The sequence below is a fragment of the Mangrovactinospora gilvigrisea genome (genome assembly GCF_001879105.1).
Classification (GTDB): domain Bacteria; phylum Actinomycetota; class Actinomycetes; order Streptomycetales; family Streptomycetaceae; genus Mangrovactinospora; species Mangrovactinospora gilvigrisea.
Genome location: NZ_MLCF01000056.1, coordinates 32,610 through 49,149, shown reverse-complemented (window position 1 = coordinate 49,149; position 16,540 = coordinate 32,610). Strand labels below are relative to the sequence as shown.

The 16,540-nt window shown below is 72.6% G+C and carries 13 protein-coding genes and 1 pseudogene; 8 read left to right on the top strand and 6 right to left on the bottom strand.

What is annotated here, in order from left to right:
- Positions 1 to 118 precede the first annotated feature (118 nt).
- Positions 119 to 484, top strand: a complete 366-nt coding sequence (locus BIV57_RS11805; RefSeq protein ID WP_245797576.1) for a cell division protein SepF — start codon at positions 119 to 121, stop codon at positions 482 to 484.
- A gap of 13 nt (positions 485 to 497) precedes the next feature.
- Here BIV57_RS11805 and dapC read toward each other — a convergent pair whose 3' ends face one another.
- Both dapC and fdxA read right to left on the bottom strand, forming a co-directional pair.
- Entirely contained in the window at positions 498 to 1,571 is a 1,074-nt protein-coding gene (gene dapC, locus BIV57_RS11800) for a succinyldiaminopimelate transaminase (protein WP_245797580.1), read from the bottom strand.
- Between the two features lie 165 nt (positions 1,572 to 1,736).
- On the bottom strand, positions 1,737 to 2,060 hold the full coding sequence (fdxA, locus tag BIV57_RS11795) for a ferredoxin (protein ID WP_071656695.1): 324 nt from the start codon (positions 2,058 to 2,060) through the stop codon (positions 1,737 to 1,739).
- Between the two features lie 111 nt (positions 2,061 to 2,171).
- On the opposite strand from fdxA, the gene BIV57_RS11790 reads away from it, so the two are divergent.
- Positions 2,172 to 2,495, top strand: a complete 324-nt coding sequence (locus tag BIV57_RS11790; RefSeq protein ID WP_217651722.1) for a putative acetyltransferase — start codon at positions 2,172 to 2,174, stop codon at positions 2,493 to 2,495.
- Here BIV57_RS11790 and BIV57_RS11785 read toward each other — a convergent pair whose 3' ends face one another.
- From BIV57_RS11785 to BIV57_RS11770, 4 genes are all read right to left on the bottom strand, one after another.
- Positions 2,496 to 5,711 (bottom strand): hypothetical protein, encoded by a 3,216-nt coding sequence (locus tag BIV57_RS11785; RefSeq protein ID WP_071656694.1) that lies wholly within the window; start codon positions 5,709 to 5,711, stop codon positions 2,496 to 2,498. It lies immediately after the preceding gene.
- Positions 5,712 to 5,904: 193 nt separating this feature from the next.
- Positions 5,905 to 6,258, bottom strand: coding sequence for a DUF6113 family protein (locus BIV57_RS11780; protein WP_071656693.1), 354 nt, complete (start codon positions 6,256 to 6,258; stop codon positions 5,905 to 5,907).
- A gap of 1 nt (position 6,259) precedes the next feature.
- Complete coding sequence (mshB, locus tag BIV57_RS11775; protein WP_071656692.1) at positions 6,260 to 7,192, bottom strand: N-acetyl-1-D-myo-inositol-2-amino-2-deoxy-alpha-D-glucopyranoside deacetylase; 933 nt, start codon at positions 7,190 to 7,192, stop codon at positions 6,260 to 6,262.
- 26 nt (positions 7,193 to 7,218) lie between these two features.
- Positions 7,219 to 7,413, bottom strand: coding sequence for a hypothetical protein (locus BIV57_RS11770; RefSeq protein WP_071656691.1), 195 nt, complete (start codon positions 7,411 to 7,413; stop codon positions 7,219 to 7,221).
- 337 nt (positions 7,414 to 7,750) lie between these two features.
- Between BIV57_RS11770 and BIV57_RS11765 the strand changes: the two genes are divergently transcribed.
- The 6 genes and pseudogenes from BIV57_RS11765 (at position 7,751) to BIV57_RS11740 (ending at position 16,455) form a co-directional block, all read left to right on the top strand.
- A complete protein-coding gene (locus BIV57_RS11765; RefSeq protein ID WP_071656690.1) occupies positions 7,751 to 9,877 on the top strand; it encodes a S9 family peptidase in 2,127 nt (708 codons plus the stop codon).
- Positions 9,878 to 10,244: 367 nt separating this feature from the next.
- Positions 10,245 to 11,219, top strand: a complete 975-nt coding sequence (locus tag BIV57_RS11760; protein ID WP_071656701.1) for an ABC transporter permease — start codon at positions 10,245 to 10,247, stop codon at positions 11,217 to 11,219.
- Between the two features lie 82 nt (positions 11,220 to 11,301).
- Positions 11,302 to 13,113: an ABC transporter substrate-binding protein gene (locus BIV57_RS11755; RefSeq protein WP_071656689.1), complete on the top strand. Its 1,812-nt coding sequence runs from the start codon at positions 11,302 to 11,304 to the stop codon at positions 13,111 to 13,113.
- 94 nt (positions 13,114 to 13,207) lie between these two features.
- Entirely contained in the window at positions 13,208 to 14,185 is a 978-nt protein-coding gene (locus BIV57_RS11750) for an ABC transporter permease (protein WP_071656688.1), read from the top strand.
- 21 nt (positions 14,186 to 14,206) lie between these two features.
- A pseudogene (locus tag BIV57_RS11745) lies at positions 14,207 to 15,253 on the top strand (ABC transporter ATP-binding protein); the annotation flags it as partial.
- 104 nt (positions 15,254 to 15,357) lie between these two features.
- Positions 15,358 to 16,455 (top strand): ABC transporter ATP-binding protein, encoded by a 1,098-nt coding sequence (locus tag BIV57_RS11740; protein WP_071656687.1) that lies wholly within the window; start codon positions 15,358 to 15,360, stop codon positions 16,453 to 16,455.
- Positions 16,456 to 16,540: the final 85 nt, after the last annotated feature.

Here is a 16,540-nt window from a genome sequence, read left to right as displayed (position 1 = left end):
GAGTTGGGCGGGGTGGGGCGCGTCGCTGCAAAGGGATGGTCGTGGCGAGTGTTTTGATGGTCGTATGGCCGGGATAGAGAACGTGGACGGCGCATGGGGGACCGGGAGGCTCGCGGAGGTGGTTCCGATCGACAACCCGCGCAGGTGGCCTGCGGCACCGAGTCCGGTGCGGCCGGGGCGCCGGTACGACCCCGGCCGCTACGACGAGGACGAGCGCGAGGACATCCCGACGACCGGTCACGTCGTCCTGCCCTCGCGCCGGTTCGCGCTCGTGCGGGTGCGGACGTTCGGCGACGCGCGCGCCGTCGCCGAACACCTGGACGACCGCACGCCCGTCCTGGTGGACCTCAGCGATGTGGACACCGCGATGGCCCGCCGCGTCGTCGACTTCTGCAGCGGGATCGTCTTCGGTATCCGCGGCCATATCGACCGGGTGGACGCCAACGTCTTCCTGATGGTCCCCGCCGGCGTCCAGACCGGCTGACGCGGGACGGGGGCTACCCCGCCAGGCGGTCCACCGCGGCGCGGACGCGCTCGTCCGTCGCGGTGAAGGCGATCCGCACGTGCCGGTCGCCCTTCGGCCCGTAGAACTCGCCGGGGGCGACGAGGATGCCCTGCTCGGCGAGCCGGTTGACGGTGTCCCAGCAGGACTCGCCGCGGCTGGCCCACAGGTAGAGGCTCGCCTCGCTGTGGTCGATGGTGAAGCCCGCCTTGAGGAAGGCCGTCCGCAGCGCGGCGCGGCGCTGCGCGTAGCGGGCCCGCTGCTCGTCGACGTGCACGGTGTCGCCGAGCGCCGCCGCCATCGCGTCCTGCACCGGCCGCGGCACGATCATGCCGCCGTGCTTGCGGACCTCCAGCAGTTCGCGGACCACCCGCTCGTCGCCGGCGGCGAACGCCGCCCGGTAGCCGGCCAGGTTGGACCGCTTGGAGAGCGAGTGCAGCGCCAGCAGCCCCTCGTGGGAGCCGCCGTTGACGGACGGGTGGAGCACGGAGAGCGGCTCCGCGTCCCAGCCGAGCTCGATGTAGCACTCGTCCGAGACGACGAGCACGCCGTGCTCGCGCGCCCACTCCACCGTCCGGGCCAGCTCGTCCTTGGTCAGGACGCGCCCGGTCGGGTTGGAGGGCGAGTTCAGCCAGAGGAGCTTGAGCCCGGCGGTGTCCGCCTCCCAGGGCTCGCGGTAGGTGCGCGGCTCGCAGCCGGCCAGCCGCGCGCCCACGTCGTAGGTGGGGTAGGCGAGTTCGGGGAGGGCGACCGCGTCGCCGCGGCCCAGCCCCAGCTGGGTGGGGAGCCAGGCGACCAGCTCCTTGGAGCCGACCAGCGGCAGCACTGCGGCGGTGCCGATCTCCGCGCCAACGCGGCGGCGCAGCCACTCGGCGAGCGCCTCGCGCAGCTGCGGGGTGCCGGCGGTCAGCGGGTAGCCCGGGGAGTCGGAGGCGGCGCGCAGGGCGCCCTGCACCAGCTCCGGGACGGGGTCGACGGGCGTGCCGACGGACAGGTCGACGATGCCGCCGGGGTGGGCGGCGGCCACGGCCTTGGCGGGCTCCAGGCGGTCCCAGGGGAACTGGGGCAGCGCGGCGGAGCGCGGGGTGGCGAGGTAGGGCGGGACGGGTGCGGATGCGGATGCGTCGGAAACGCGGCGCGCCGCCCCCGGCTGCTGCGGGGACGGCGCGGCCGCGGCACCGTTGTGCGATGGCGTCACTGCGGGATCAACTCCGAAGAGCGGTGCGGAGGGAGGTCACGGCTGGTTCTGCGGAGGAAGCACGGAGATCAGCGGGTGGTCCTTCTCGATGAGGCCCAGCTTGGACGCGCCGCCCGGGGAACCCAGGTCGTCGAAGAACTCGACATTCGCCTTGTAGTAGTCCTTCCACTCGTCCGGGGTGTCGTCCTCGTAGAAGATCGCCTCGACCGGGCAGACCGGCTCGCAGGCGCCGCAGTCGACGCACTCGTCCGGGTGGATGTACAAGGAGCGCTGACCCTCGTAGATGCAGTCGACGGGGCACTCCTCGATGCACGCCTTGTCCTTGACGTCGACACAGGGCTGTGCGATGACGTACGTCACGCTGTCGTTCCTCCTCGTTTGGGGCGCTCACGCGCAGGGAGCGCGCTGTCCGTCGATGCCCGACACCTAGTATCACCGTTGTGGAGGCTCGAATGCACAGGAGGGGTCCGCATGGCGCGTGAGGGGACCGTGGGCCCCGCCGGCGGCAGCGGCTCCGCGCAGGGCGGCAACGGCGGCACAGATATTCGTATCACTGGCTCCGACGTCGGCCGAAGGGTTTCGGTTCGCCGTGTTCTCGAGGTCGGCCCGGAGGGCCGGCCGGTCTTCGGGGATGTGGTGGGCGAGCTGCTGTCCTGGACGGATGGTCGGCTGGCGGTGCGGCGGCGGGACGGCGCGGTCGTCGAGGTCGACGAGCGGGCGCTGGTCGCCGGGAAAACGGTGCCGCCGCCGCCCGCGAGGCGCGGACGGCGGCGGGGCGCCGGCGGTGACGGCTGATCAGCCGCCGATCCACACCACCGCGATGCGCTGGCTGGTGTTCTTCAGCGCCTGGTCGAGGGCGGCGGCGCCGGCCGCGCCGGTGACGCCGCTGCCCTTGGCGATCGTCACCTTCTCGCCGTTCATGGTGAAGCCCTTGCCGGACGGCTTGGGGCCGAGCGGGTCGAAGGTGTGGCCCCACAGCTGCTCCAGCAGCTGGGTGTCCCAGACCGGCGCGAGGTTGCCCTGGCCGTCGGGCTTCATCTGCAGCAGGTGGTTCTTGCTGAGGGTGTCCGGGCTGAACATGATCGTGTAGTTCCCGGCCTTCAGCGTGACCAGCCCGGACATCGCCGGCTTGGCGAAGTCGTGCATGGCCTTGCTGACGGCCGCGGAGGTGACGGTCGGGTCCTCCTTCTTCAGCGAGAGGCCCACCGGGCTGTCCTTGCCGGTCTCCATCCGGGCGACCCAGGCGCGCTTGATGGCGCTGCCCGAGGTGCCCGGGTCGACGGCGGTGCCGGACCGGGGGGTTATCGCCACGGCCTTGCCCTGCTTGAACGCGATGCCGCCCTCGCGCAGCGTGCCGCCGACCTTGGCGCCGACCTTGGCGAGCTGGGCGTTGAGCTTGTCGTCGTCCTCGACGAGGACCGGGTCATCGGCGTGGCTCACCCCGAAGAGGGAGCCGATGACCGTCACCGGGTTGTAGTCCTTGTGCGCGACGGCCGCCACGGTCTTGGTGGTGTCCAGCTGCAACCCGGCGACGGACGGGTCGAGGCGGAAGGTGCGCCCGTTGGCCGTCAGTCGGAGCGGGGCGCCGGCGCGGGCCGAGAGCGTGCTGTCCAGCTTCTGCTGGGCGTCGGCGCGGTTCAGCCCGCCGATGTCCACGCCGAGCACCGTGGTGTGCAGCGGGACGTCGGCGTGGTTCATGGCCAGGCCGACGACGTACGCGGCGGCGGCGAGGCCGACGATGCCTCCAACGGCGAGGACGGGCTTGGAGCGGCCCTTCCGCTTGGCCGCGGGCGCGGAGGGCGCCGGGGGCGCCGCCGCGGGCGCCGGGGCGCCCTGCTGCGGCGGGACGCCCGAGTGGGCGGCGTCCGGCCGCGGTTGGGGCTGCGGCTGCGGTTGCTGCTGCGGCTGGGCCTGGCCCTGCGGGGGCAGCGGTTGCTGCGGTTGCTGCTGCGGGGCCGGGCGGCCGGCGCCGGGGGTGAGGCCGCCCGCGGGGGTCTGCCGGCCCGGGGGGACCGCGCCGAGCGGCGGCATGGGCTGGCCGCCGGGGCCGCTGACCGGGCCGGCGGGGATGCGGCCGAGGCGGGTGGTGTCCTCGGTGTTGCGCCCGGCGGCGGGGTCCGCGGAGGCGGACGGGGTGTTGGGGCTCGGCTTCCGCGGGTCGACCGGGCCGGTCGGCGCCGGGGCCTGGGCGTGCGCCTGGGCCTGCGGGGCCTGCGGCCGGTTCGGGTTCTGGCTGGGGTTCTGGTTGGGGTTCTGCTGCTTGGGCTTCTTCTGCTTGGCCTTGGGCTTCGGCTCGTCCTCGGAGACCGGCGGCACCACGAACTGGCCGGTGGCGTCCGGCTCGTTGGTGGGGTGCTGGGAGCGGAGGAAGCGGGCCGTGGCGGCGGCCTCCGGCGCGACGCCGGGGTTGCCGGGAGCGCCGGGGTTGCCCGGCGCGCCGGCGAGCGGCGGGACGGAGGGGAAGGACGCCGAGCCGTCCTGGCCCGGCGCGGGAGCGCCGCCGCCCGCGCCGTTCAGCGGCGGGACGCCGGGGAAGGAGGGCGAGCCCTCCTGGGGCGGCATCGGGGCGCCGGGGCCGCCGGGGATCGGCATGCCGCCCGCGGGAGTGTTGCCGGGACCGGCGGTGTAGCCGGGCGCGCCGGCGCCGTTCAGCGGCGGGACGCCCGGGAAGGACGGCGAGCCGTCCTGACGCGGCGTCGGCGCGCCGGCCCCGCCGAAGACGTCGCCGCCCGAGGCGACCCCGGGGCCGCCGAGCCCCGGACCGCCGGGGAAGCCCGCGTTCTGCCCGTCGGGGAAGCCCGGACCCGCGCCGGGGCCCGCCGCGGGGATGCCGCCGGCCGGCGTCCGGCCGGGCCCGTCGCCGAAGCCGGGAGCACCGGCACCGGGGACGGGAATGCCGCCCGCCGGGGTCTGCCCCGGACCGTCGGCATAGCCGGACATACCGGAACCGCCCTGACGGGGATCGAGCCCCCCGCCAACACCCGCACCCGCACCCGGAGTCAGGCCGGGGCCGTCGCCGAACGCGGGAGCGCCGGCGCCGGGGACGGGAATGCCGCCCGCCGGGGTCTGCCCCGGACCGTCGGCGTAGCCGGACAGGCCGGGGCCGTCGCCGAAGCCGGGAGCGCCGGCACCCGGGACGGGAATGCCACCGGCCGGGGTCTGGCCGGGACCGTCGGCATAGCCGGACATACCGGAACCACCCTGACGGGGATCGAGCCCCCCGCCAACACCCGCACCCGCACCCGGAGTCAGACCGGGACCCGCCTCCGCGCCCGGGTACGCCGGTTCGACGTAGGACGGCCCGTCGCCCCACGACGGGGCCGGCGCGCCGCCGCGGCGCGGCAGCGCGCCCTCCGCGCCAAAGGGGCTCGCCGCCGCCGAAGGGTCGGGCGCGGGCGGCAGCGGCTCGGACGGGGCCGTCGGGAACGGGTCCGCGGCCGGCGCCGCCGTCTGCGGCGCGTCGTCCCGGGAGGCCTGCGCCTGCGCCTGCCCCTCGCGCATCGCCATGAACCCGCCGGCCAGCAGCCCGCTGCCGCGCGACGTCCCGCCGTCCGGCGCCGGCTCGGGCGTCGGCACCGGCGCCGGGCCGGTGAGGTCGGGGCGGGGGTGCGAACCGGTGTCGGCGCCGGGCCTCTTGGGCCGGAACCAGTCACTGATGCCGGTCTCGTCCACCGAGGTCGCCGGCGCGGACGGCGCCGCGGACGCCGCGGGCGCCGAAGCGCCGCCGCCCGGCGCCGGACTGGCGTGCCAGTGCGGCGTCTTCGGGGTGCGGCGCGGCAGCGGACCGCCGCCGCTGGTGCCGTCCGCGGGCGGGTTGGGGGGTGCCTCGCCGTCGCCGACGGGCTCGCGAAGGACCATCGGCGGCATCGGGCGCGCGCCGGGGATGGCCACCCGGATGCGGGTGGTCAGCGTGGTCTCGGTGCGCGTCTCGCGCTGGTCGCCGTCGTCCCGCTCTCCCTCCGGGCCTCCCTGGCCGGGGTAGTTCGGGTCCTGGTCAGTGTTTCGACTCACAGCGCTTCACCTTGTTCGCTCGACCGCCGTGCGGGCGGCGCCGGGGGCACCGGGCGGGCTCCACCATACTGTCCGGTGGCCGGTGGGTTTCGGGCGTGCCGAAGGAACGGGCGAGATGCCCGTAGCGCACAGTACACAATGAGGGGTTGGCCTGTGGCGCACGGGTCCGGTGGGTCGCCGACCGGACGGAGCGTCAGCTCGCGGCCACCCTCGCGCGCGCCGGCAGCAGCGCGGCGAAGACGCCGGCCATCCCGCCGAGGAGCAGGAACGCGTAGGCTCCCCCGCCGTTGGCGAGGACGATGTCGCCCTCGGTGCGCCCCGCGGCCAGATAGAGGACGACGGCCAGCCAGCACGCCGCCGGGACGGCCCCGCCCCAGCGGCTGCCGGCGAGGCGCCGGCCGGCGGCGAAGAGCCCGGCAGCCGCGGCGAGCGCCAGCAGCAGCCCGCCGCCCGACCACAGCGCCTGGACGAACGCCCCGGCGAGCCCGGCCGCCAGGCCGAGCACGCCGAGCAGCACCAGCAGGGCACCCCGCACCGCGTTGCTCATCTCACTCCCCCCGTCCGGAGCCGGCGGCCTCATCGACGCCGGCGCCCTCGTCGACCCCCGCGAAGAGGTCCGTCTCGCGCGCGCCGTCGGCCGCGCCGGAGGTGCCGTGCACCAGGCGGTAGTACTCGTGGCCGATGAGCGGCTGGCCGAGGTCGTTGGAGAGCGCGAAGAAGGGGCCGTCCACCGCGATCTGGGTGGCGTGCGCGGCCATCGCCGCCGACTTGCGGGCGGCGTAGGACGATCCGTCGATCTCCGCGGTGACCTCGTCGTCCGGGACGACGCCGGGGACATCGTCGGCGCTGGCGACGGCGCCGAAGGGGCCCTCCTCGCCGGCCGCGCGCAGCCTGTCGAAGCCCTCCTGGAGGACGCTGTGCGGCATGCAGTTCCAGTAGATCTTCTCGACGGCGTGCGGCTCTCCCCCGCCGCCGGGGCGCTGCGCCAGCTCGGCGCCGCGCATCGCGACGCGGTGGGCCTGGATGTGGTCGGGGTGCCCGTAGCCGCCGTTGGTGTCGTACGTCACCAGCACCTGGGGGCGGACCTCGCGGACGACCGCGGCGAGGTGCTCGGCGGCCTCGTCGAGGTCGGCCTGCCAGAACGCCCCGGGGCGCTCGTTGGAGGGGACGCCCATCATCCCCGAGTCGCGGTAGCGGCCGGGGCCGCCGAGGAAGCGGTGGTCGGTGACGCCCAGCTGCTTCATGGCGTCGGCGAGTTCGCCGATCCGGTGCTGCCCGAGGGTGTCGTCCCGGTCGGCCGCGAGGTGCGCGAGACCGGGCGGGATCACCTCGCCCTCCTCGCCGAGGGTGCAGGTGACGAGGGTGACATGGGCCCCCTCGGCGGCGTACTTGGCCATGGTGGCGCCGTTGCCGATGGACTCGTCGTCGGGGTGGGCGTGGACCAGCAGCAGCCGGCGCGCGGCGGGCGGGGCATCCGTCATAGGGGTCAGCGTAAGCCGGTCCGGCGCTAGAACTTGAAGCTGCCCAGCATGTTGGCGAGGTTGCTGGTGAAGTCGCGGATCGTCGGGGCGAGGCCGGTGGAGGCGAGGTAGAAGCCGAACAGGGCGCAGATCAGGGCATGGACGGGCTTGAGCCCGGCCTTGCGCAGCATCACGACCACCAGCACCAGCAGAAGCAGCACCAGGGAGATCGAGAGGGTCACGAGGACGCTCCTCTGCTCAGCTTGTCGGACATCCGGGCGGGCCGGCCACCCCTCGCATACCCGCATCGTAGGCACTGGTTCACCTGGGGTGACGGCGTGAAGGGGGCGCGCGGTAGCGCCGAGGGCGCACGCCCTCGCCGCTCTGGCCTGCGGTGTCGTCACGAGGGCGCGCGGAATCACGGACTCCGGGACGTTACGCCGGGCGGGGTAGGAGTCGAACGCCCGGACGATCCCGCCCGCGGACGCCCGATCCCGGCCACCCGCGCCCCGCGGCGCGGCCGCCGGTCGGCGGAGCACCGCGCCCCTTCGCGGCGCGGAAGCCGCGTAACGTGCGGCTATGACGTTTCCTCAGGCTCATGCGCGGACGCAGCGGTTCACGCTGGGGGCGCCGCGCGCCTTCACTCCGGCCCACGACGGACGGCGGGTGGTGTTCCTGCGGTCGCGCTCGGGCACGGACCGCTCCCATGTGCTGTGGGTGCACGAGCTGGACTCCGGGAACGAGTGGGCCGCCGGCGACCCCGAGGCGCTGCTCGGCGCGGCCGGGGAGGACCTCTCCCCGGAGGAGCGGGCGCGCCGCGAGCGGGCCCGGGAGGGCTCGGCCGGCGTGGTCGGCTACGCCGCCGACGCCGAGCAGCGCACCGCGGCGTTCGCGCTCTCCGGACGGCTGTTCACCACGGATCTGCAGCGCCCCGGCGGGGCGCGGGAGTTGGCGGTGCCCGGCCCGGTGATCGACCCGCGCCCCTCCCCGGACGGCGCCCGGGTGGCGTACGCCGCGGGCGGCGCGCTGCGGGTGGTGGACGCGGACGGCGGCGGCGACCGGGCGCTCGCCGAACCGGACGGCCCGGAGGTCGTCTGGGGCCTGGCGGAGTTCGTGGCCGCCGAGGAGATGGACCGGCACCGCGGCCACTGGTGGTCGCCGGACGGCACCCGGCTGCTGGTCGCGCGGGTCGACGAGGCCCCGGTGAACCGCTGGTGGATCGCCGACCCGGCGAACCCGGGCAGCCGCCCGGCGGAGGTGGCGTACCCGGCGGCGGGCACCCCCAACGCCGACGTCACGCTGTGGGTGGTGGGCCTGGACGGCTCCCGGCGCGAGGTGGAGTGGGACCGGGCGGCCTTCCCCTACCTCGCCGTGGTGCGCTGGCAGGCGGCGGCGCCGGGCGGCCGCCCGCTGCTGCTGGTGCAGTCCCGCGACCAGCGGGAGCAGCGGTACCTGGCGGTCGATCCGGAGAGCGGCGCCACCGAGGTGCTGCACGAGGAGCGGGACCCGACGTGGTTCGACCTGGTCCCCGGGGTGCCGGCGTGGACCGGCGACGGCCGGATGGTGCGCGTCTCGGACGAGGGCGACCGCCGGCACGTCACGGTGGACGGCGTGGACGTCAGCGGCCCGGGGCTGCACGTCCGGGCGGTGCTGGACGTCGGCGACCGGGACGTGCTGTTCACCGCCTCGGCCGCGGAGGGCGCCGAGTCGAAGGAGGCCATCGGCGAGGTGCATGTGCACCGGGCCGCCCTGTCGGGCGGCGGGGGCGCGGCGCGGGTCTCGGAGGGCCGCGGGGTGCACACCGCGGTGCGCGGCGGCGGCAACCTGGTGCTGCTCTCCTCGGCGCCGGACCGGGCGGGCGCGGCGGCCCGGGTCTTCCGGGAGGCGGAGCCGGAGAAGCCGGTCGCGGAGATCGCCTCGCTGGCGGAGGCGCCGGGGATCGCCGCACGGCCGTCCTACGGCTTCGCGGGCGCCCGGCGGCTGCCGGCCGCGGTGCTGCTGCCGACGGGCTACGACGAGGCGCGGGACGGGCTGCTGCCGGTGCTGATGGACCCGTACGGGGGTCCGCACGGGCAGCGGGTGACGGCGGCTCAGAATCCCTTCCTGGTGTCGCAGTGGTTCGCGGACCAGGGCTTCGCGGTGGTGGTGGCGGACGGGCGGGGCACGCCGGGGCGCAGCCCGTCCTGGGAGAAGTCGATCGCCTTCGCGATGGCGGAGCGGTCGCTGCAGGACCAGGTGGACGCGGTGCAGGCGCTCTCCGAGCGGTATCCGCTGGACCTGGCGCGGGTGGGCATCCGGGGCTGGTCGTACGGGGGCTATCTGGCGGCGCTGGCCGTGCTGCGGCGTCCGGACGTCTTCCGGGCGGCGGTGGCCGGGGCGCCGGTGACGGACTTCCGGCTCTACGACACCCACTACACGGAGCGCTACCTGGGCCTGCCCGAGGAGCGGCCGGAGGTCTACCGGGACCACGATCTGGCCGAGGACGCGGGCGGGTTGGAGCGGCCGCTGATGCTCATCCACGGGATGGCGGACGACAACGTGGTGGTGGCCCACACGCTGCGGCTCTCCTCGGCGCTGCTGGCCGCCGGACGGCCGCACACCGTCCTGCCGCTGTCCGGTGTGACACACATGACACCGCAGGCGCAAGTGGCCGAGAACCTGCTGCTTCTTCAGGTCGATTTCCTCCGGCGGTCGTTGTCTTCTTGACCTTTCGTTGGAATTCTTGACCTACTGAATAGGAAAGCTCGCCGCCCCGCGCTACAGAAAGCGTGCGGGCGGCGACGTTTTGGAACATCACCTTCCGCTTTTCGGTCACTTTGTGCATCAGCACGTTGCCCCGTCGTTGCCGATCGGTTTCTGTCCAGCACAGATCGGCAACGTTCCCAACTCGCCCCCGCCGAAAGCAACATATGGGTATAGGCCGCGCCTCAACCCTTGACCTCGCGGTAAACCAGTTGCGAGAGTCCGCACATCCACTCGTGTTAGCGACGACTTACCTCTGCGCGGGGGCATCTCCATGATCAACAAACCTCCGGCCGACCCGAATTCGGACACAGGCACCTCGGTCGGGACGATGCCGGACGAAGAGGGGGAAGCCCAGGGCCCCGTGGCCCGGGAGAGCCTGTCGCCCGGCAAGCTGGCCTGGCGGAGATTCCGGCGCGACCGCACCGGAATGCTCTCCCTCTACATCGTGCTGGCCTTCTTCCTGGCGGCCCTGCTGGCTCCCGTCGTCTCCATGCTCTACGGGAAGAACCCGTACACCCAGTACGGAGTCAACGAGAACCTGCTCAACTCCTTCGGCTACCCGCTCAAGCCCAACGGCGGCATCAGCGGCCAGTTCTGGTTCGGCCTCGAACCCCCGTACGGCAAGGACGTCTTCACCGAGCTGTTCTACGGGATGCGCACCTCGATCGGCATCGGGGTCGCGCTCACCATCCTCATCATCATCACCTCGGTGGTGCTCGGCCTGCTCGCCGGCTATCTCGGCGGCTGGGTCGACTACGTGGTGATGCGCGTGGCGGACCTGCTGATGGCCTTTCCCCAGCAGCTCTTCTTCATCGCGTTCATCCCGGTGCTCTCGGCGCTGTTCTTCAGCCCGAGGGTGCAGACGCCGACCTGGTTCCGCGTCACCATCCTGATCGTCGTGATGTGGTTCCTGAGCTGGATGGCCGTTGCACGCATCCTGCGCAGCGCCGTGCTCTCCATGCGGGAACGCGAATTCGTCGAGGCCGCCAAGCTCAGCGGCGCGTCGACCTGGCGGATCATCAGGAAGGAGATCCTGCCCAACATGACGACGCCCATCGTCGTCCAGGGCACCCTGCTCCTGCCGACGATGGTCTCCGCCGAGGCCGGCCTGTCCTTCCTGGGCGTCGGCGTCCAGCAGCCCACCCCCGACTGGGGGCGGATGTTCCAGACGGGCGCCGCGGTCTACCAGAGCGACATCACCTACATGGTCTTTCCCACCGTGACGATGATCGTCTTCGTCATCGCCTTCAACCTGCTCGGCGATTCGGTGCGCGACGCGCTCGACCCGAAGTCCGCCCGGTAGGCCGCTCGTTCCTGCCTCGACCAGTACCTCTCAGTACGACGCGGTACCACCCGGTGCCTCGAACAGGAAGGTGCTCCACCGCATGACCAGGTCTCTCTCCGGCAGAGCGCTGCGCTACAGCGCCTGCGCGATAGTCGCCTCCTCGGCGCTGGCCCTCTCCGCCTGCAGCAGCGGCGGCGGCGGAGCCAACGCGGGCCCCAAGAACAACCAGGCCCAGGCGCAGCAGTCCGAGAAGAAGTACAGCACCACCAAGGTGGGCACCGCCGCCGACTCGAACGGGCCGGCCACGCCGGTGCCGGGCGCCAAGAACGGCGGAGTCCTGCAGACCTACGAAGAGTCCGACATCGGGCACTACGACCCGGGACAGATCTACACCGCCAACGCCCAGGACATCGTCTCGCTCTTCGAGCGCGGCCTCACCGGCTACAAGATGAGCAACGACGGCACGAAGTTCACCGTCGTGGGCGACCTGGCGACCGACCCGGGCACGGCGTCGAACGGCGACAAGACCTGGACGTTCCACCTGAAGTCCGGGCTGAAGTGGCAGGACGGCACGCCGATCACGGCCACCGACATCAAGTGGTCCTTCGAGCGGCTCTTCGACAGCGGAGAGACCAACGGCCCGACCTACATGCAGCAGTGGCTCTCCAACACCACGGGCGCGGGCTTCCGCAAGTTCTACCCGGGGCCGTACAAGGGCAAGTCGCTGCCGGACTCGGTGCTGTCCGCGCCGGACAACTCCACCATCGTCTTCAACTTCAAGACGCCGCACGCCGACCTGCCCTACACGCTGGCGATGCCCGGCTACGGCGCCGTCGAGAAGGCCAAGGACACCAAGGCCAAGTACGACCAGATGCCGGTCTCGGACGGGCCGTACCAGATCAAGTCCCACTCGCTGGACAAGGAGCTCGTCCTCGAGAAGAACCCCAACTGGGACCCGAAGCTGGACCCGATCCGCCACCAGTACCTCGACGGCTACGACATCCACTACGGCCACTCCACGCAGGACACCACCCAGCGGCTGGAGGACCAGACCGGCGCCAACGCCAAGGCGGTCAGCCTCGGCAACCCCGTCGACCCCAACTCGGCGGACAAGGTGCTCACCACGCCGAGCATCGCCAAGTACACGGTGCAGGGCTACGAGCCGTTCAACGGCACCATCACGTACAACATGACCCGGCTGAAGGACTACCAGGTCCGCAAGGCGCTCTCGATCGCCATGCCGATCAAGCAGATCCTCACCGCGGCCGGCGGCGCCTCGGCCGGCGACCTGGCCGGCAACTACTTCAGCCCGACGATGGCCGGCTGGAAGCAGACCGACCCCTACGGCAAGCTGAAGAAGCCGAACGGCGACCCGGCCACGGCCAAGGCCATGCTCACCAAGCTGCACAAGACCGGGATGAAGGTCACGCTGGCCTACGAGAACACCCCGGCCATGCAGAACGCGGCCGCGGCGATCCAGACCACCCTGAAGCAGGCCGGCGTCAACGTCCAGCTGAAGGACATCCCGCGCTCGACCTACTTCACCCAGATCGACGTGGTCCCCAACCAGTACGACATGTACATGGCCGACTGGGGCGCCGACTGGCCGAACGGCGACACCGTGATCCCGCCGCTCTTCGACGGGCGCCAGATCGCCACCGGTGCCAACAACACCGCGCACCTCAACGACCCGTACGTCAACAAGCAGATCGACAAGATCAACGCGATGACGGACGTCAACCAGTCGCAGACCGCGTGGCAGAACCTCGGCGAGTACATCCTCGAGAAGGACCTGCCGGGCATCCCGACCTACAACTGGACGCAGGTCCAGCTCTACGGGAAGGACGTCGGCGGCGTCGTCTACAACAACGTCCTCGCCATGCTCGACCCCACCCGCCTCTTCCTGAAGTAGAAGCCGCGGGCCCGGCGGCCGTGCGCGCCCCCACCAGGGGCGCGGCCGCCGGGCCCGCCGTCCAGCGCGCAGCCACGGAGAGCAGCGACCCGACATGCTACGTTTCCTGATCCGCCGAGCCCTCGGCGCCCTCGTCGTCCTGATCCTCATCAGCGCCATCACCTACGGGCTGTTCTGGGCCGTGCCCCGCGACCCCGCGATGCTCTCCTGCGGTCGCGACTGCACCGCTTCCGCTTTGAAGATCATTCACCACAACCTGGGCACGGACGAGCCCATCTATCTGCAGTACTGGCACTACATGGTCGGCATCTTCGCCGGCCGGCACTTCCCTGTCGGCAACTGCCCGGCGCCGTGCCTGGGCTACTCCTTCGACGAGTCGACCCCGGTGTGGCCGATCATCACCGGCCGACTGCCCGTCACCATCTCGCTGGCCATCGGCGGTTCGGTGGTCTTCCTGATCGTCGGCGTCGGCCTGGGCATGATCGCCGCCGCCCGCCGCGGCAAGCTCATCGACAAGGTCGCCACCACGCTGTCGATGTTCATGTACTCGATGCAGATCTACTTCCTCGGGCCGATCGCGCTGGCGATCCTCGTCTACGGGCTGCACCTCTTCAACAACCCGGCCTATGTGCCCTTCACCGAGAACCCCTGGGGCTGGTTCGTCGGGCTGCTCATCCCCTGGGCGGTGCTCGCCACCATCTTCGTCGGCGCCTACACCCGTATGACGCGCTCCCTGCTCATCGAGCAGTTCCAGGAGGAGCACGTCAAGATGGCCCGCGCCAAGGGGATGTCGACGCCCTTCGTCTTCTTCCGCTACGCCTGGCGCGGCGCGCTGTCGATGATCATCACCCAGTTCGGCATGGACTTCTCCTCGCTGCTGGGCGGCGCGATCATCACCGAGTACACCTTCTCGCTGCAGGGCCTCGGTGCCTTCAGCGTCGAGGCCACCGACAAGTCGGACCTGCCGTCGATCATGGGCATCATGCTCTTCGGCGCCGCCCTGATCGTCATCTTCAACGCGGCCATCGACGCCTGCTACGCCGTCATCGACCCGCGCGTGCGCCTCAACTAGGAGTCACCCCCTGTGTCCACCATGACCATGCCCGCCGGCAGCCCGGCCGCCACCGGGGGCGAAGCCTTCCTCTCCGTCCGCGACCTGTACGTCCGGTTCTCCACCGAGGACGGCATCGTCAAGGCCGTCGACGGGCTCTCCTTCGACGTGCAGCGCGGCCGCACGCTCGGCATCGTCGGCGAGTCCGGCTCCGGGAAGTCCGTCACCAACCTGACGATCCTCGGCATGCACAACCCCGCCACCACCACCATCGGCGGCGAGATCGTGCTGGACGGCCAGGAGTTGACCGGCGCCTCCGAGCGCCAGCTGCAGCAGCTCCGCGGCAACAAGATGGCGATGATCTTCCAGGACCCGATGACCTCGCTGTCGCCGTACTACACGGTCGGCCGGCAGATCGCCGAGCCGTTCCGCAAGCACACCGGCGCCACCAAGCGGGCCGCCCACGAGCGGGCGGTCGAGATGCTCGCCAAGGTCGGGATCCCGCAGCCCGCGCAGCGCGTCCACGACTACCCGCACCAGTTCTCCGGCGGCATGCGGCAGCGCGTGGTGATCGCCATGGCGCTGGTCTGCAACCCCGACCTGATCATCGCGGACGAGCCGACCACCGCGCTGGACGTCACCGTGCAGGCGCAGATCCTCGATCTGCTGCTGGAGATGCAGCGGGAGTTCGGCTCCGCGATCGTGCTCATCACCCACGACCTGGGCGTCGTCGCCAACACCGCCGACGACCTGCTGGTGATGTACGCCGGCCGGGCCGTGGAGCGCGGCACCGTCGAGGAGGTGCTGCGGGCGCCCCAGCACCCCTACACCTGGGGGCTGCTGGGCTCGATGCCGTCGCTCACCACCGACGTCTCGCTGCCGCTGACGCCGATCCCGGGCACACCGCCGTCGCTGCTGGACCCGCCGACCGGCTGCCCCTTCCACCCGCGCTGCCGGTTCACCGAGCACGTCAGCGGGGCGCGCTGCCGCACCGAGCGGCCCGAGCTGCCCGACGGGCGCGGCGCGGCCTGCCATCTGACGCCGTCCCAGAAGGCCGAGCTGTACGCCGAGGACGTGGCGCCGGCGCTGGGCGAGGAGGCGGTGGAGGCGGCCGCGGACGCCGAGCGGGCCGCGGACGCCGAGGCGGTTGAGGACCAGGTCCCGGGCAGCACGGACAGCGAGGAGAACGAGCAGTGAGCACCACCACCGATTCGCGGTCCGGCGGCGCGCGCATCCCCGCGCAGCGCGGCGAGGCGCTCCTGGAGGTCAACGGGCTGCGCAAGTACTTCCCGGTGATGGCCGGGTTCCCGATCCGCCGCCATGTCGCCGATGTGCAGGCGGTGGACGGCATCGACCTCGAGGTGCGGGCCGGCGAGAGCCTCGGCGTCGTCGGCGAGTCGGGCTGCGGCAAGTCCACCACCGGGCGGCTGATCACCCGCCTGCTGGAGCCCACCGGCGGGGAGATCCGCTACCGCGGGCAGGACATCACGCACGCCTCGCGGCGGCAGCTGGCGCCGATCCGGTCCCGGATCCAGATGATCTTCCAGGACCCGTACGCCTCGCTGAACCCCCGTCACACCGTCGGCACGATCATCTCCTCCCCCATGGAGGTGAACGGCATCAACCCGCCCGGCGGCCGGCGCAAGCGCGTCCAGGAGCTGCTGGAGACGGTGGGCCTCAACCCCGAGCACTACAACCGCTTCCCGCACGAGTTCTCCGGCGGCCAGCGGCAGCGCATCGGGGTGGCGCGGGCGCTGGCGCTGGAGCCCGAGCTGATCGTCGCGGACGAGCCGGTCTCGGCGCTGGACGTCTCCATCCAGGCGCAGGTGGTCAACCTGCTGCAGGGCCTGCAGCGGGACCTGGGGATCGCCTTCCTCTTCATCGCGCACGACCTGGCGATCGTCCGGCACTTCTCGGAGCGGGTCGCGGTGATGTACCTCGGCAAGATCGTCGAGGTCGGCGCGCGGGCGGACATCTACGAGCGGCCGCGCCACCCGTACACCCGGGCGCTGCTGTCGGCGGTGCCGGAGGCGCGGCCCACGGGGCAGTCCGCGCGGGAGCGGATCCGGCTGGCCGGCGACGTGCCGTCGCCGCTGAACCCGCCGTCGGGGTGCCGGTTCCGCACGCGGTGCTGGAAGGCGCAGGACATCTGCGCCAAGCAGGAGCCGCCGCTGGTGCAGATCTCCGGGAACCGGGCGGGGCACCTGAGCGCGTGCCACTTCCCCGAGGAGCCCGGGATCGCGGGCGCCGACCGCGAGATCATCCTCGACAAGGCGCTGACCCAGGACTGAACGCGAAACCCCGGCACCCCACCCGGGCCGCCTTGCGGCCCGTACCCCGCGCGGCGGGGCGGGTGGGGTGCCGGGGTTTCAGGGC

What these genes read in the sequence shown, in the direction of transcription:
- BIV57_RS11760 (WP_071656701.1), top strand. Translation starts at nt 10,245, where the DNA reads ATGCCGGACGAAGAGGGGGAAGCCCAGGGCCCCGTGGCCCGGGAGAGC.
- BIV57_RS11780 (WP_071656693.1), bottom strand. Translation starts at nt 6,258, where the DNA reads ATGAGCAACGCGGTGCGGGGTGCCCTGCTGGTGCTGCTCGGCGTGCTC.
- BIV57_RS11765 (WP_071656690.1), top strand. Translation starts at nt 7,751, where the DNA reads ATGACGTTTCCTCAGGCTCATGCGCGGACGCAGCGGTTCACGCTGGGG.
- BIV57_RS11790 (WP_217651722.1), top strand. Translation starts at nt 2,172, where the DNA reads ATGGCGCGTGAGGGGACCGTGGGCCCCGCCGGCGGCAGCGGCTCCGCG.
- BIV57_RS11755 (WP_071656689.1), top strand. Translation starts at nt 11,302, where the DNA reads ATGACCAGGTCTCTCTCCGGCAGAGCGCTGCGCTACAGCGCCTGCGCG.
- mshB (WP_071656692.1), bottom strand. Translation starts at nt 7,192, where the DNA reads ATGACGGATGCCCCGCCCGCCGCGCGCCGGCTGCTGCTGGTCCACGCC.
- BIV57_RS11750 (WP_071656688.1), top strand. Translation starts at nt 13,208, where the DNA reads ATGCTACGTTTCCTGATCCGCCGAGCCCTCGGCGCCCTCGTCGTCCTG.